Consider the following 13,518-nt stretch of genomic DNA (forward strand, 5'->3'; position numbering starts at 1 on the left):
AGGGTTAGATGTAGTCCTCAAGCGTCTTGGCCTTCACCATGATGGCCGCCTTTTCGCGGCCGTAGAAGACTTCAACGAGCCCTTCGGACTCAAGCTCCTTAACGGTCTTGAGCAGGGCAGGGGTTGGAGTTTCAAGCTCGGCACTGAGGCTCTGGAGGGCAACGGCCCTCTTCTTGGTTGCCAAAACCTTATAGACTATATCCTTACGGCGCCCGAACATGAACTCGGCACCGATAGTAATACGACGTTAGACTAGATAAACCTTCCGTGAACACCTTTGACAGATAGTCAAAGGGCAGGTTTATAAGAGGTCGTGAGCATCGCCGGCCATGAAGGGAGTAATAGAGAGGCTCAGCGATGACGGCCTGGGAGTGCTGCGAGAGGGGAAGCGAGAAGTCCTTGTGCCCTACACGGCCCCAGGAGACACCGTCAAGGTCAGGAAGTGGCGGAGAAAGAAGAGGAAGCTTATAGCCACTGATTTCGAGGTAATCAGCCCGTCAGATATTAGAGTTGAACCCAAATGCCCTTACTTCGGGGTATGCGGCGGCTGTCTGCTCCAGCACCTGCCTTACGAGGAACAGCTCCGCTTCAAGGCCTCCAAGCTCTCAAAGTACCTCGGCATCGACGTCGAGGTGATACCGTCTCCAAAGATATACGGCCACAGAAACAGGATTGACGTCGTTATTTCGACCACGGGAATCGGATTCAGGCGCTACGGGACGTGGTGGGATGCGGTTGACATAGAGGAGTGCCCGGTCTTCGGCAAGACGAGCGGAAAAGTCCTGAGGGCGCTTAGGGAGTTCATCGAAGACGAAAAGCCTTCGCTCTACGATATACGCAGGAACAAGGGCTTTCTGCGCTACATCGTTATCCGCGAGGGTAAGTTCAGCGGGGAGGTCATGGTAAACCTCGTGACGAAGGAGGGAACCCTTCCGGAGTCCTTCCCCGAGTACTTCCCCTTCGCCACATCGCTCTACTGGAGCGTCAACAGGAGCGAGAGCGACGTCTCCTACGGCGACGTCGAGCGGTTCTGGGGGGAGCCGTTCATACGCGAGAGGCTGGACGACGTGACCTACCTCATCCACCCGAATTCGTTTTTCCAGACCAACAGCTACCAGGCGGTAAACCTCGTGAGGAAGGTCGCCGAGCTCGCCGACGGGGAGAAAATTTTAGACCTGTATTCCGGTGTCGGCACGTTCGGAGTTTACCTCGCGAAGAGGGGCTTCAGCGTCGAGGGAATTGAGATTAACCCCTTCGCAGTCGAGATGGCCAACAAAAACGCGGAGCTGAACGGTGTAAATGCAGAGTTCCACGTCGGGAGCGACCGGGACGTCGAAGACCTCTCAAAATACGACACGGTGATAGTCGACCCGCCCAGGGCAGGCCTCCACCCGAAATTGGTTCGGAAAATCTTAAAAGACGGGCCGGAGAGGGTAATCTACGTCTCCTGCAACCCGAAGACGCTTTCAGAGAACCTCTTGACCCTAAAAGAAAGGTACCGCGTTGAGAGTGCTATTGGCCTCGATATGTTCCCACACACCCCGCACATTGAGGCCGTTACAGAGCTAAGAAAAGTTTGATGACTAAACCAAATAAGGCCGATACTTTAATAAGAAGGTGTGCGTAATTAGAACTAAGGTGGTGAGATATGCTCGACGAGAGGGATAGAATTATACTGGAGATGCTCACCAAGGACGCGAGGACACCCTTCACGGAGATAGCGAAGGTTCTCGGCATCAGCGAGACGGCGGTGAGAAAGCGCGTCAAGGCACTTGAGGAGGCCGGTGTGATAAGGCAGTACACGATAGTCGTGGACCCCGCCAAGCTCGGCTACAACCTCGTGAGCATCACGGGGGTAGATACCAAGCCGGAGAAGATATTCGAAGTCGCCAGCAAGCTCAAGGAGTTTGACTTCGTGAGGCACGTCTACCTCACGAGCGGAGACCACATGATAATGGCAGAAATCTGGGCAAAGGACGGAGAAGACCTTTCCGAGATAATCTCCAACAAGATTGGCAAAATTGACGGCGTCGTCAAGGTCTGCCCCGCGATTATCCTCGAAAGAATGAAGTGATGCCTCTTTTCTCTTTTCTTAAATTTCCGAGGAATCTGCGTAGGCTATTTAAAACTCCTGAATTTTCACGGAAGACAGCACCTCTTCTCGATATTATGAGCACGCATCAAAACGATGGCTAAAATCCTCTCTGGATTTGCAGTGAACCACAAGAAGCGTTTAGAATTCTGGTGGTCCCGCGGCCCGGATTTGAACCGGGGACCTGCGGATCTACAGTCCGCCGCCACTCCCAGGCTAGGTACCGCGGGACCCTACTGCCTGGCCCGAACCATAATCTTCGGGGCAGGTTTATAAATTTTTCCCTCCAAACACCGATGGTGGAGAACATGCAGGAGCCAATAGCGGTCGCGGTTCCGCTCGCGAAGAGGATGATGGACGTCATAGTCAGCGAAAAACGCCTTCCCAGCGGAGAAGAAGTCAAGGAATCCCTTAAAGAGCTCGGTCTTGAGGAGCTGTACTCGGGGAAGGGCCTGGCCCTGCTCAGGAGCAGGGACGTCGTGGCGCTGATATTCCCGAGGGAGAACATAGTCGTTGACGTGCTCCCGGCCAGCGGCGAGGTTAGCGACGCCCTTGAGGTCATCGCGTACCACGACAAAAAGCTCAACTCCCTGATACTTGAAATCCTCCCGGCCAACGACCTGGAGTACGAGGGCAACATAGGCATAGAGCCCGTGATAGTGAACCTCGAAACAGGGGAGCTTGAGAGCGTCCCAGTCCTGGGCGACTTCGAGGAAGACAAGGACGGCTTCTACCTCGTTATAGACGAGGAAACGTTCGAGCGCTGGAAAGAGGAGGGAGACCTCAACACCTGCCCCCTCTGCGGGGGAGAGCTTTCGTGGCGTGGGAAGAGGGGACTGTGTCTCGACTGCGGCTACGGCGTTAAGGTGAGGGGTGGTAACGAATGAGCAGAACCGCCAAGCGCCAGCTTGTCCTGTACTCAAGAAAGGCCCACGAGAGGGGCCTAACGGCCGCTTTCGGCGGGAACCTGAGCGTCCGCTCGGGGAATCTGGTGTTCATCAAGGCAACTGGGGCGGTTATGGACGAGATGACCGAAGAGCAGGTCGCGGTTATTGACCTGTCCGGAAGGCAGGTGTCGGGGGTCAGGCCTTCCTCCGAATACAGGCTCCACCTCGCGGTTTACAGAGCAAGGCCGGACGTAAGGGCAGTAGCCCACTTGCACCCGCCCTACTCGATAGTGGCCTCTACCCTGCTCGAAGGAGAGCTGCCGATAATAACGCCCGAGGCCGAGATATACCTGAAGAGGATTCCGATTGCGCCGTTCCGCCCGGCAGGCACGGAAGAGCTGGCGGAAGTAACGGCGGAGGCATTGAAAAAAACGGACGCGGTTCTGATGGCAAAGCACGGGATTGTGACGGTCGGCAGAAGTCTTAGAGAAGCGTTCTACAAGGCAGAGCTCGTAGAAGAGAGCGCAAAGCTCTGGTACTTAAGCAGGAAATGAGCGGGAAAAATCAAAGGCTCACTTGACCTGCTCGAGGGCACCGAGAACCTCCCAGATGATGGTCCTCGTGTGCATGGGCATGTTCGGGTCCTCGCTAATCTCCTCGAGAATGGCTATGGCATCGGCGGCCCTGACGGCCGGCTCCTTGCTCTCGTCGAGGAGGACCTCTATGGCCTGCTCGGCCGCCCTCCTAATGTTCCTCGGAACAACGGTGTCCTGAACAACCTGCTCCTTGAGAACCTGCACAATCTGCTGAATCAGGTCGCTCATTTTCTCACCCCCTCCGTGTTATCCTAAAAAATTGTTACTAAAACCTTCCCGGCTTATCTTAAGCATTCTTAACTAAAAAGCTTTTCGGTTTTTGAAAAATCTTTTCAGCATTCAAACACCCACAGGCCCCATGAACCCTCGAAAGCGTTTCTATCAATAAATCCACTCCTACCAGAAACTACAATAGATACCACTGCCCCCAGATGACTTCAAGAACAGGCAAAAATTGGTGTGGTGCGGTGGCCGGGATTTGAACCCGGGTTACCGGCTTGGGAGGCCGGTGTCCTAGACCAGGCTAGACTACCACCGCGCGCCCGTTATTCTTAAGGAGAGGGGACTTTAAAAGTTTTACTCTCCTCAATCTTCCGAGCGACGATTAAGCGGACTATTCCGCGGTAATAACTCTCCTCAAGCTCGACTTCAAAGTATTTCGAGACGAGTTTGTGCGTCTCCCGTAGCGGGTCGTCATCGAGGAGAAGCTTCAACGGCAACTTCAGGGGAAGAAGAAAGAGGTAGTTCAGCAAAGTTGAATCGCTCGTCGTGTGCTCAAGGAGAATCGCCTTCCCTCCGGGTTTCAAGACCCAGAAGATTTCCCTCATACCCCTCTCAGGATTGGGAACGGTGCAGAAGGCGAAGGAGCTCAGAACGGTGTCAAAGCTGTTGTCCGGAAATGGAAGCTTCTCAACGTCTGCAACCTCGAAACAGGCGTTAAGGTTAAGCTTTCGGGCCTTTTCTCTGGCAATCTTGAGTGTCTCGGGGACGGCATTGACGGCGCAGAGCTCAACATCACTCGGATAATAACGTAGTGTTTTCCCAACCCCAACACCGACTTCCAGAGTTTTTCCCTTAACCAACGAAACCGCCCTCTCGCGCAGGGGACAGAAAAACCTGTCGAGTGGCTTCTCAAGGGCCTCATAGTGCCTTGCTATGCGTGAATACTTGGCTTTGAACGACATAGGTTGAGTTGGGAAGGACTTTTAAAAAGTTGAACCCAAATGGGGGCGGTGAGAGCATGCCGTACCTCGTGATCGAGCACCTCGAGGAGATAAGCGACTGGCTGTGGCTGGAGTACAAGCACGTGAGCGAGTGGTGGAAGGAGGGACTGATTTTCACCAACGTCCTGCCGGGGGAGAGGGAGAAGCTCGCGAAGCTCGGAAGCGTCATAGGTGAGAGCGTTACCAGGTTCCCGTTTGACCGCTCCAAAATCATAGTCCTCGACCTCCAGGCGGAAGAGGAGCTCAAGCCGGAAGACATTGATGATGACACGATAATAGTCGTCGGCGGAATCCTCGGTGACGCCGTCCCGAGGGGCAGGACGAGGGAGTTCATCACGTCGAAGATGGAAGGCGTTAAAGTCAGGCACATCGGGAAACCCCAGTTCTCGATAGACGGGGCCAGCATAGTGGCCAGGCTCATCGCGGACGGCAAGAGGCTCGAAGAGATTGAGTACGAGCTGAACCCGACGATAAAGCTGGACGAGTTCAGCGAGATAACGCTCCACTACGCGGTTCCGAAGCTGGACGGGAAGCTCCTCCTAACGCCAGGCCTTATAGAGCTCCAGAAGAGGGAGCTGGGCTACACGGAAGCGGACGAGGAAATAAGCGACGAGGAGCTAATTGAGTTCTTTGAGGGGAAGAGGGAGCTTTAGTCCCTCCCGTTTGTAGATTTCTATCCCATCCTTTGAATAAACGCGGACGTATCTGGCATCCACCATCTTGTTCAGCCTTTTCAGCCAAACACGGCCGCGGTATGTTTTTACATTGACCAGCACCAGGTCGGGCATGACCTTTGAGGGATAAACGTAGGCGTTGTCTTTGACTGCGAGGGCCGGATAGAACGCTGGCTGGGTGTAAACCGAGAGATTGGTCTTTAGAAGGGCGTCTATGACCTCCCACGCGGTTTTATAGCCCGGAGCGGGCTCAAGGATCAAGTAGTGGACTATGGGAACCGGCTCTTCTGGCGTGTGTATTACAACCGGCATCGTGGCCCAAGACGTCAGGAGACCAATGACAACGAGCGTGTAGAACACCCTCTTAATCCTCCAGATTTCCAGCTCCTTTATGGCGAAGACTGTCCCCACGAAGGACAGTGGGACGAGCATGTAAGGGTAATGGAAGCCAAAGGTGTACTGACTCGCCCTCGACGAGAGGAGGCACTCAAGCCACGGGGGCGTTACGAGAACCCAGGTCCTCGGAAGGAAGAGGGCAAAAAGGCCAAAGCTCATATTAAAGAGCAGGAAGTACACGAGCTTTCTCCGGGTCAGGTGGAGGTTGCTGTAAAGGTCGTGGTAGATGTAGCCCCTCCCGAAGTAAGGGATTATGAACTTGATGACTACCAGCCCGTATAAACAGGCAAGAACACTCAAGATAAGAAAATCCCGGTTCCTCTTGAGGTTTTCAATAGAAAAGCCGCCGTGGAGGGCCCACCACAGGGAAAGGGCAGCAACCCCAAGAAAGGCGTCCTCTTTCACGGAGAGCAAGACCACGGAGGTCATGAAAAACGCCTTCTTCCTGCCGTCCACGAGGAAGACCGCCGCGAGGAGAAACAGGGGGACGGCAAGGGATACCGGGTGGAACTCAAAGAGGTTGATTCCAATGAGCGAAGAGTTGAGTGCGTAGAGACCGGTAAGGAAGAGGGCCAGTTTCTCGTTTAGAACCTTCCTGGCAAGGGTATACGCCAGCAGTATTGAAGAGCCGAGCGCGAGGCTCTGGACGACAAGGAGGGTCTTCGCAGAGGGGAAGAGCCAGAACAGGGGGACGAGCAGGAATAGAATCGGCTGAAAGTGGACTCCAAAGTGGCTGGAAACGCCGTGGGCCTGCCACTCCCCCGTGTTGAAGAAAAGGCGTCCGTGGAGAAACTCAGCAAGGGACTGCGTGAATATTCCGAGGTCGAAGCTGGTGTAGCGGAGGTACCTGAACTTGAGCAAACTCAGATAGATCATGAGGAGAGAATAACCTAAGGCCGTAAATACAGCGGCAACATCGTATGGTGATAACCTATTGAATTTTAGCTTTAATTCTGCCATCATATAAAGTTGGAAAAGCGATTCGATTTAAAATCGTTTCGCACCCGCTAAGTTCTTAGCATCACAAGCAGGTACAAGCTGGCATACTGCCGTGGGATGCTCATACAAAAAGAGTGAGAGTAATTCACGAGTTAGTGAAAGTCCCCTGAATTTAAACCGGGAGCTTTAGTCCCTCCAATCCTCCGCTAATCTTTCAATTTCCGCCCAGACCCTCTGCCTATCGGCCTTATCCACGACGAGAAAAACTTCCTGAACGGAGCCATCGCTCTTGGCGACGAGCTTAAGGCCTGTCTGCGTCTCCCGCGTCACCTTGATCTCGAAGCCCCTTGAGTCGCTCGCGTAAATCCTTCCAGGGATTACCTTTTTGACGCCGGGAATCAAGGCTATCTCTTCCAGCGGCTTCTCAAGGCCCTTCAGGAAGTGGTGTTCCCTCTTGACTCCTCGTTTGAAGTACTTGGGCATGAAGGGAGATAAAAAAGCGGGTTTTTAGGATTTTCTCTAGAAAAACCTTTATAACCCCATAACAACATAATCCTCTTAGGTGCCAAAGTACTATGAATATAGACGAATATCAAACTAATATGTACAAAATAAAATCCTCTATCGTCAAAGAGGCCTTTTCTGACCTAGTTTCAGTTGAGATATTATTGGGACAAAAGCTAAACCACAGGGAAATATATAGGATAGTTCAGGGAAAATTCGGAGGACTTGTTTATAAGCATGATGAAATGCTTGGAAAGGTAGTTGCAGTAATCAAGGAAGAATATATTTCAGAATTAGAAAATGAGCCCGAGATTCAGGTGCTAAGCATACAAGCATTTGACGTGTCCTCACTTGATAAAAACAAAAGAGAAAAACTATTGCTCAATATTCTCAAAAAGAAAGGGCATTTATTCCAGATCTTGAGGCATAAACAAGTTATTGGCAAAATAGAAAACCGAACAATCAGAAGAACATTTAGGGTATCCATTGAATCGGAGGGCAAGGAATACTACATTGTAGTGCTACCGAGACATGAAATTATTGAAGATTCCACTATTATGGATCTTCTTATTAAGGGAGAGCTAACCATTGAGGATCTGAAAATCAACTTAATAGAAAAAGGAACCTGGAAAATAACGTCATTCCGAAAAGATATCGACGTATCCCCCAATGCCGTTGAAGAAATTATCTTAAAAGTGGAAGATCCCTCCCGGTATAACGCAGAGCTAAAGCGAATAAATGAATATTTTATAACAAGGACTTCGCTCGAACCTATTGACGATTCTAAGTATCCAGATAAATATAACATGATACTAATAACCAAAGGCAAAAGATACTCATATCATCCCTCCAGAGCAATGCTTATCCGTCCAGTGGAGGGAGAACTTCAAAAAAAGATACATCACTCTGGGGAATTCCTCAAAGCCTTAAATATAGCCGCAGAATATATAAAAGATATAATCGAAACTTCAAAAAGAGCGACTTTTGAGGGAGTTCAAATTCCATCTCAAGATATCTATTACAAGGCAACCTTTTTAGAAAACGGCAGAATAATCAGAAAGAAGATAGCCCCCTATTACAATATTAAAAATACGTTCAATTGGTTGTTTAAAAATGAGCCGTTTGAAAAAACATATTCATTAATTGTCCCAACAAAAACACCCAAGTTTATCAAGGATAAAAAGATAGCCATTTATTTGCTATATCCAAAGGAGTTCTCCAAAGAAAGGACAACACTGGTAAGTGACGTAAAATCCGCTCTAGACAGAGTCTCCGAATACTTTGCTTACTTGCGTACTATTAGTATGACCTCTAGCCTATCTTTACCGGTAGAGATTACAACTCCCCTCATTGCTGTAGATTACACTAACCTTGCTCAACGACTCACCAAAATATTCGAAAAATATGAGAATTATGATTATCACCTAGCGATTACCTTCGTGCCATCCATGAGTAGGGAGCAGTTTGATCGTATAAAAAAGTTCTTTTTTGAACGAGGAATAATCCATAAAGCCATAAATATAGACAATCTTAACTCAAAGTTTGGAAAGAATAAACAAAGGATTATTGAGAGCGTGATACTCCAAGCACTGTATGCATTTGGGATATATTTTTATTCTCTGGATAATTTGCCCTATGACATAATAATTGGTATAGACGTAACCAGAGAGAAAGACAAGAATGGAAAATACTATGGGATCTCTGGGGCTGCTGTAGTACAAAATAAAAACGGAGAAATCATAAAAATAGTTCCTATAACTCAGCCACAGTCCAGCAGTGAAACTGTAGATGTCGAAAAAATATTTGAGAGCCTACAGCCAGAACTTGATCAAATTGTAGAGACAAAGTCAAATGTTGATATCCTCATTTTAAGAGATGGAAGAATACCTTCTCGTGAAATTGAACAACTCAAAAGACTATCTCTCAGACGGCCATACACGTTTACGCTTGTAGGGATTATAAAAAGACCTCTCGTGAGATTTTTCAAAGGAACTGATAGACATTTATTTGGACCAAAACCAAACTACTACTTCAGAATTGGTGACACATATTATTTAACTTCCCACTTTCTAGAACACTATCTAAAAGTCCCGTTAAAATTGGAAAGAAAGTACGTAATAAGCAGAGGGAAACTAGCCACTAGTCCATTAAATCACGAAGATATTTTGGCCATAACGAAACTGACAAAACTGAACTACTCCCAACCAAAAAATCCAGATAGAATGAAATTGCCAGCCCCCGTGCATTTGTCTCATAGGCTCATAAACTATGAAAGAAGAGGATTAAGATTTGCCCGCCCAGAATTCCTACAAGAGGGGGCACTATATTTCCTTTAGTTATGCCCGCTTCCTCACCTTGACGGCGACGCCCTTCTTCGCCCTGACCATCTCCTCGCCGCTCAGGACGGCCTTGCCCACGCCAACGACCTGCTCGTCCCTAACGACCGCAACGATGTCGTCTGGCCTTATGGCAGGGTCGGCCTCATTAACGCCCACCGCAAAGACGTCGCCGCGCAGGTCGAAGTCAATCTTCACCCAGTAGGCATTGAGGGAGTCGTAAATCCTCTGCATTCCGAAGGGCGTGACGCTTATGACGCCGTCCCTGAAAGTTCCCGTCTGCTGGTTTTCAACGAAGAGGCGGAGCATTTTAGAGCCTTTGACGTGGCCGTTATCAGGAAGGACGGCCTCGCCAGCGCCGACGCCAAAGTAGAAGTCGAAGACCTTCCTAATGTTCTCAAAATAGCGGTAGGTTCTGTCCTCCTTCGTGCCCTCAAGCTCGAACTCCTTCAGCGTCTCGGTGAGCGAGCTGAGGCTCTCCCTGCTCGTCGTTCCGTTCTTCACGTCGGTGAAGATTATCTCCCTGCCGGAGAGCTCGCTCGCGAGCTTCGCTATCTCAACGTAGGCCTTGTCGAGGTGGGCTATTATCGGGACGTCCTTCGGGTACTTCTCAAGGGTCTTCGCGAGGAGCTCGGCCGCGGGCTTAATCTCCTCCTCTCCCCAGTGGCCTGTAACCACTATGTCGTACTTCGCTAGCCACTCCCACTCCCTCGGGACGACGCCGAAGGGTGAGGTGAGTATCAGCTCGTGGACTCTGCTGATTCCAGAGCCGAGGGCCTCTTTTACAGCCCTGCGGTAGAGCGTGTGGCTCCTTGAGAAGGAGTAGGGCTTCCTAGCCGAGCACGGGAAGATGAGCACGAGCTCGGTGTTCTTGGGCGGGGTGAAGCGCTCAACGACGCGGGAGTGCCAGCGCCTCACTTCGGGCCTCCTGATGGAGGCGTCGCTGATGAAGTAGACGGTCTCCTTCTGGATCGGCGTGTACTTCTCGAGGTAATCGGCGTGTTCCAAATCCGCTATGCGGAGAATTCCAGCGTGGTACTGGGTGTAAAACAGGTTCTCGACGAGGTAGCGGAGCTTACCGCTCTCAAGGGCCTTCCTCACGAGGAGTATCGTCTCCCTGGCGAAGTTGAGGGAGTTCGGCTCCTTCCCCCAAAGGAAGGGGCTGTACTGGGTGAACCCCTTGCTCTCGAAGTCGTAGAGCCTGAGTGAGCGCGTGTCGAAGGCGTCAACGCCGAGGTAAACTGCTAACGGATAGAAGAACGGCTCCAAATCCGCTATAATCATCAGGTTGGGGAACCTCTCGCGGAGCGCGCGGAGGATTTTAACGAAGTAGCGGTACTCCTTGACGAGGATTTTGGAGTTGCCGAGGTAGACGGCATCGAAGTTGTACCGCTCGATTATCTTGAAGAACTCCTCGAGGTACTCAGTTTTCCGTAGGGCTGGAAGGTAGAAGGCGTTGAAACCTTCGTAGTTAACGCTCCAGAGCCTTCCAAGGGCTTTCTCAATGACCTCAGCTGGGGTGTAAAAGCCGAGGGGTATGGACGGAGCCAGGTTGAAGTCGTAATCGCCCGGCTCCTTCGGGTGGAAGAATGAGTTGAAGGGCGAGAGCGTAAAGTCTACCCCGGCCAAAGCGGGGGTTCTGAAGGAGTAGTCCTCTAAGCGGACTAACCCAAGCCTCCCAGGCCCTTCGTGCTTGATGACCTCCATAGGCAAGCCTCAGACGAGGTTGTACCTCTGGAGGAGCAGCAGCTCGTCGAGGGTGAGCTTCTCACCGCGCTTGAACTTCTCAAGGGCCTCAACGGCCTTCTCGAAGCTGGCGTCCTTCTTGGAGCGCATCTTCGCGACGAGCCTGTAGGCGATGAGCTCCTTGTGCTTCTCATCGTACTCGCGGATCTTCCTCTCGATTTCCCTGAGCTCCCTCCTGAGCTCCCTGACCTTCTCGCGGAGCTCGACGACCTTGGCATGGTACTCGTCGGCCTCCTTCTTGACCTCGTCGGCCTTGTTGAAGGCCTGAATCATCTGCTCGTGGTACTGCTGGCTCTGGTTGGCGAGCTTCTGTATCTCAAGGCTTATGGCCTTCCTGGCCTTCTTGAGCTGGTCGACCTTCTTCCTCGTCTCGACGAGCTTCTTGTGGAAGCGGTCAGCCTGCTGGATTATCTCAAGCTCGGTCGCGAGAACCTGTATCTGGTCGACTATCTGCTTCTCCCTCTCGGGAGTGATGTTCGGGTTGGTCTGGAGCTCCCACTCGAGCTTCTCTATCCTCTCCTGAATCTTCTCCGGCCTCATCTTGAGCCTCCTGAGCTGGTTGTACTCGTCCCTCTTGGTCTTGTACTCAAGGATTTCCTGGTAGAGGAGGTCGAGCTTGGCGTTGATTTCCTCCCTGTTCTTCTTGAGCTCCTGAATCTTCTGGTTTATCTCGTCCCTCTTTGCCTTGTACTCCCTGCCCTTCTGGCGGAGCTGCTGCACTTCCTTATTCTTCTCATCTCTCTTCTGAATCCAGGTCTGTAGCTCCTTTTCGAGCTCATCTAATTTGGCCCTTATCTCGTTTCTCTCCTTTTCAAGAGCCTCAATTTCTCTCTTGATCCTCTTAATCTCCTCTGGGTCTACTTTAACCGTTGGCATTTCTCTTACCCCTCTCCAATTTTTAGAACAGCTCTGTTCACTCCAAACATCTGGACTGAAAAATGAGGAATCAAATAAAAACTTTTTGGCCAGAGGAACTGAAAAGTCCAAAGAAAAACACCCTCAACGCCTCCGCTTCTAGAGGGGATATAAATCCAACCGTGAGGGACACACAGGAAATTCAAGCGTGTCCGGATAAGGAGAAAAGTAGAGACACGGTTATGCCCTCACGACCTGAGTCCCGGTCTTTCCTTCGAGCGCTTCAACCGCCCTGTCGAGCGAAGCTATTATCGCCCTCTCTCCACCCCACTCGATGAACCTGATAACCGCGAGAACCTTCGGCCCCATGCTGCCCTTCTTGAAGTGGCCCTCCTCGTAGTAGCGCTTGAGCTCCTCGACGGTGACCTTTCCGAGCCATTCCTCGTCGGGCTTTCCGAAGTTTATGGCCGCACCGTTGACGTCCGTGAGTATCATAAAGATGTCCGCGTTCACTTCCTCAGCAAGCCGCTCTCCAGCTAAATCCTTGTCTATGACAGCCTCAACGCCCTTGAGCTGGCCGTTTTCCTCGATGACTGGAACCCCACCGCCGCCGCTGGCTATGACTATGAAGCCCTTCTCCACGAGGTCTTGAATAACCGGGGCCTCAACGTGGTGCTTGGGGTCTGGGCTCGGCACGACGCGCCTCCAGCCCCTGCCGGAGTCCTCTATAACAGTCCAGCCCTTCTCCCTCGCGAGCTTTTTGGCAGTTTCCTCGTCGTAGAAAGGCCCAACCGGCTTGCTCGGGTTCTGGAAGGCCGGGTCGTCCCTGTCAACTACCGTCTGGGTCACTATCGTTGCCACAGGCCGTTCTATTCCACGGGCGCGGAGCTCGTTGATTAACGCCTGTTGAATCATGTATCCAATCTGTCCCTGTGTCATTGCCCCGGCAACGTCCATGGGCTGGGCCGGTATGCCGTGAACCTGCTGGCCAGCGTCCATGTGGAGAAGGAGCGCACCGACCTGAGGGCCGTTGCCATGAGTAATGACAACCTCGTAACCCTTCTCGATTATATCGGCTATCTGCCCGGCAGTTCTCCTCACGTTCTCCATCTGCTCCTCGTAGGTTCCCTTTTGGCCCCTCTGAAGGATTGCATTACCGCCAAGGGCTATTACAACTCTCTTCACAGCATTCACCCCCATTGATGGATAATTCCGGGTATGAGAATAAAAACGTTCGTTAGGTACCAACGATGTCCATTTGAAAAAGGTT

At 51.3% G+C, this 13,518-nt stretch carries 14 protein-coding genes and 2 tRNA genes; 6 read left to right on the plus strand and 10 right to left on the minus strand.

Features of this window, described 5'->3' with window-relative positions; all coding sequences use genetic code 11:
- Window positions 1–4 precede the first annotated feature (4 nt).
- The gene (locus tag TEU_RS01440) at window positions 5–220 is read right to left on the minus strand and encodes a hypothetical protein (protein ID WP_050002093.1); all 216 of its coding nucleotides are present in this window, start codon (window positions 218–220) and stop codon (window positions 5–7) included.
- Between the two features lie 109 nt (window positions 221–329).
- Here TEU_RS01440 and rlmD point away from each other — a divergent pair, with 109 nt between their 5' ends.
- Both rlmD and lrpA read left to right on the plus strand, forming a co-directional pair.
- Complete coding sequence (gene rlmD / locus TEU_RS01445; RefSeq protein ID WP_050002094.1) at window positions 330–1,580, plus strand: 23S rRNA (uracil(1939)-C(5))-methyltransferase RlmD; 1,251 nt, start codon at window positions 330–332, stop codon at window positions 1,578–1,580.
- A 68-nt stretch (window positions 1,581–1,648) separates the two neighbouring features.
- Window positions 1,649–2,074: an HTH-type transcriptional regulator LrpA gene (lrpA, locus tag TEU_RS01450; RefSeq protein WP_050002095.1), complete on the plus strand. Its 426-nt coding sequence runs from the start codon at window positions 1,649–1,651 to the stop codon at window positions 2,072–2,074.
- Window positions 2,075–2,245: 171 nt separating this feature from the next.
- Here lrpA and TEU_RS01455 read toward each other — a convergent pair.
- Window positions 2,246–2,322, minus strand: a tRNA-Tyr gene (locus TEU_RS01455).
- Window positions 2,323–2,400: 78 nt separating this feature from the next.
- Between TEU_RS01455 and TEU_RS01460 the strand changes: the two genes are divergently transcribed.
- Both TEU_RS01460 and TEU_RS01465 read left to right on the plus strand, forming a co-directional pair.
- Window positions 2,401–2,979: a hypothetical protein gene (locus tag TEU_RS01460; protein WP_050002096.1), complete on the plus strand. Its 579-nt coding sequence runs from the start codon at window positions 2,401–2,403 to the stop codon at window positions 2,977–2,979.
- Window positions 2,976–3,533: an aldolase gene (locus TEU_RS01465; RefSeq protein ID WP_050002097.1), complete on the plus strand. Its 558-nt coding sequence runs from the start codon at window positions 2,976–2,978 to the stop codon at window positions 3,531–3,533. Before TEU_RS01460 ends, TEU_RS01465 begins: the two co-directional genes overlap by 4 nt.
- An 18-nt stretch (window positions 3,534–3,551) precedes the next feature.
- Here the strand turns inward: TEU_RS01465 and TEU_RS01470 are convergent, their stop codons facing one another.
- From TEU_RS01470 to TEU_RS01480, 3 genes are all read right to left on the minus strand, one after another.
- A complete protein-coding gene (locus TEU_RS01470; protein WP_050002098.1) occupies window positions 3,552–3,803 on the minus strand; it encodes a UPF0147 family protein in 252 nt (83 codons plus the stop codon).
- Window positions 3,804–4,035: 232 nt separating this feature from the next.
- Window positions 4,036–4,113, minus strand: a tRNA-Gly gene (locus TEU_RS01475).
- 13 nt (window positions 4,114–4,126) lie between these two features.
- Window positions 4,127–4,759, minus strand: a complete 633-nt coding sequence (locus tag TEU_RS01480; RefSeq protein WP_050002099.1) for a class I SAM-dependent methyltransferase — start codon at window positions 4,757–4,759, stop codon at window positions 4,127–4,129.
- Window positions 4,760–4,815: 56 nt separating this feature from the next.
- On the opposite strand from TEU_RS01480, the gene TEU_RS01485 reads away from it, so the two are divergent.
- The gene (locus tag TEU_RS01485; RefSeq protein ID WP_050002100.1) at window positions 4,816–5,451 is read left to right on the plus strand and encodes a hypothetical protein; all 636 of its coding nucleotides are present in this window, start codon (window positions 4,816–4,818) and stop codon (window positions 5,449–5,451) included.
- Here TEU_RS01485 and TEU_RS01490 read toward each other — a convergent pair.
- Together TEU_RS01490 and TEU_RS01495 are read right to left on the minus strand one after the other, a co-directional pair.
- Window positions 5,416–6,831 carry a DUF2079 domain-containing protein gene (locus TEU_RS01490; RefSeq protein ID WP_227738741.1) on the minus strand — a complete coding sequence of 472 codons (1,416 nt, stop codon included), beginning with the start codon at window positions 6,829–6,831 and terminating at the stop codon, window positions 5,416–5,418. The two genes, TEU_RS01485 and TEU_RS01490, sit on opposite strands and share 36 nt — an antisense overlap.
- 162 nt (window positions 6,832–6,993) lie before the next feature.
- Complete coding sequence (locus TEU_RS01495; protein ID WP_050002101.1) at window positions 6,994–7,290, minus strand: DUF2103 domain-containing protein; 297 nt, start codon at window positions 7,288–7,290, stop codon at window positions 6,994–6,996.
- 92 nt (window positions 7,291–7,382) lie between these two features.
- Here TEU_RS01495 and TEU_RS01500 point away from each other — a divergent pair, with 92 nt between their 5' ends.
- Window positions 7,383–9,647 carry a Piwi domain-containing protein gene (locus TEU_RS01500; protein ID WP_050002102.1) on the plus strand — a complete coding sequence of 755 codons (2,265 nt, stop codon included), beginning with the start codon at window positions 7,383–7,385 and terminating at the stop codon, window positions 9,645–9,647.
- Here the strand turns inward: TEU_RS01500 and arcS are convergent, their stop codons facing one another.
- From arcS to arcC, 3 genes are all read right to left on the minus strand, one after another.
- Window positions 9,648–11,354 carry an archaeosine synthase subunit alpha gene (gene arcS, locus TEU_RS01505; RefSeq protein ID WP_050002103.1) on the minus strand — a complete coding sequence of 569 codons (1,707 nt, stop codon included), beginning with the start codon at window positions 11,352–11,354 and terminating at the stop codon, window positions 9,648–9,650. It abuts the gene before it with no gap.
- Window positions 11,355–11,363: 9 nt separating this feature from the next.
- Entirely contained in the window at window positions 11,364–12,269 is a 906-nt protein-coding gene (locus tag TEU_RS01510) for a coiled-coil protein (RefSeq protein WP_050002104.1), read from the minus strand.
- Window positions 12,270–12,488: 219 nt separating this feature from the next.
- Window positions 12,489–13,433 (minus strand): carbamate kinase, encoded by a 945-nt coding sequence (arcC, locus tag TEU_RS01515; RefSeq protein WP_050002105.1) that lies wholly within the window; start codon window positions 13,431–13,433, stop codon window positions 12,489–12,491.
- Between the last annotated feature and the right edge of the window lie 85 nt (window positions 13,434–13,518).

This window comes from Thermococcus eurythermalis (assembly GCF_000769655.1).
Lineage (GTDB): Archaea > Methanobacteriota_B > Thermococci > Thermococcales > Thermococcaceae > Thermococcus > Thermococcus eurythermalis.

Bases quoted from the DNA above. Each gene is read 5' to 3' on its own strand.
- TEU_RS01440 (WP_050002093.1), bottom strand. From the start codon at position 220: ATGTTCGGGCGCCGTAAGGATATAGTCTATAAGGTTTTGGCAACCAAG.
- rlmD (WP_050002094.1), top strand. From the start codon at position 330: ATGAAGGGAGTAATAGAGAGGCTCAGCGATGACGGCCTGGGAGTGCTG.
- lrpA (WP_050002095.1), top strand. From the start codon at position 1,649: ATGCTCGACGAGAGGGATAGAATTATACTGGAGATGCTCACCAAGGAC.
- TEU_RS01460 (WP_050002096.1), top strand. From the start codon at position 2,401: ATGCAGGAGCCAATAGCGGTCGCGGTTCCGCTCGCGAAGAGGATGATG.
- TEU_RS01465 (WP_050002097.1), top strand. From the start codon at position 2,976: ATGAGCAGAACCGCCAAGCGCCAGCTTGTCCTGTACTCAAGAAAGGCC.
- TEU_RS01470 (WP_050002098.1), bottom strand. From the start codon at position 3,803: ATGAGCGACCTGATTCAGCAGATTGTGCAGGTTCTCAAGGAGCAGGTT.
- TEU_RS01480 (WP_050002099.1), bottom strand. From the start codon at position 4,759: ATGTCGTTCAAAGCCAAGTATTCACGCATAGCAAGGCACTATGAGGCC.
- TEU_RS01485 (WP_050002100.1), top strand. From the start codon at position 4,816: ATGCCGTACCTCGTGATCGAGCACCTCGAGGAGATAAGCGACTGGCTG.
- TEU_RS01490 (WP_227738741.1), bottom strand. From the start codon at position 6,831: ATGATGGCAGAATTAAAGCTAAAATTCAATAGGTTATCACCATACGAT.
- TEU_RS01495 (WP_050002101.1), bottom strand. From the start codon at position 7,290: ATGCCCAAGTACTTCAAACGAGGAGTCAAGAGGGAACACCACTTCCTG.
- TEU_RS01500 (WP_050002102.1), top strand. From the start codon at position 7,383: ATGAATATAGACGAATATCAAACTAATATGTACAAAATAAAATCCTCT.
- arcS (WP_050002103.1), bottom strand. From the start codon at position 11,354: ATGGAGGTCATCAAGCACGAAGGGCCTGGGAGGCTTGGGTTAGTCCGC.
- TEU_RS01510 (WP_050002104.1), bottom strand. From the start codon at position 12,269: ATGCCAACGGTTAAAGTAGACCCAGAGGAGATTAAGAGGATCAAGAGA.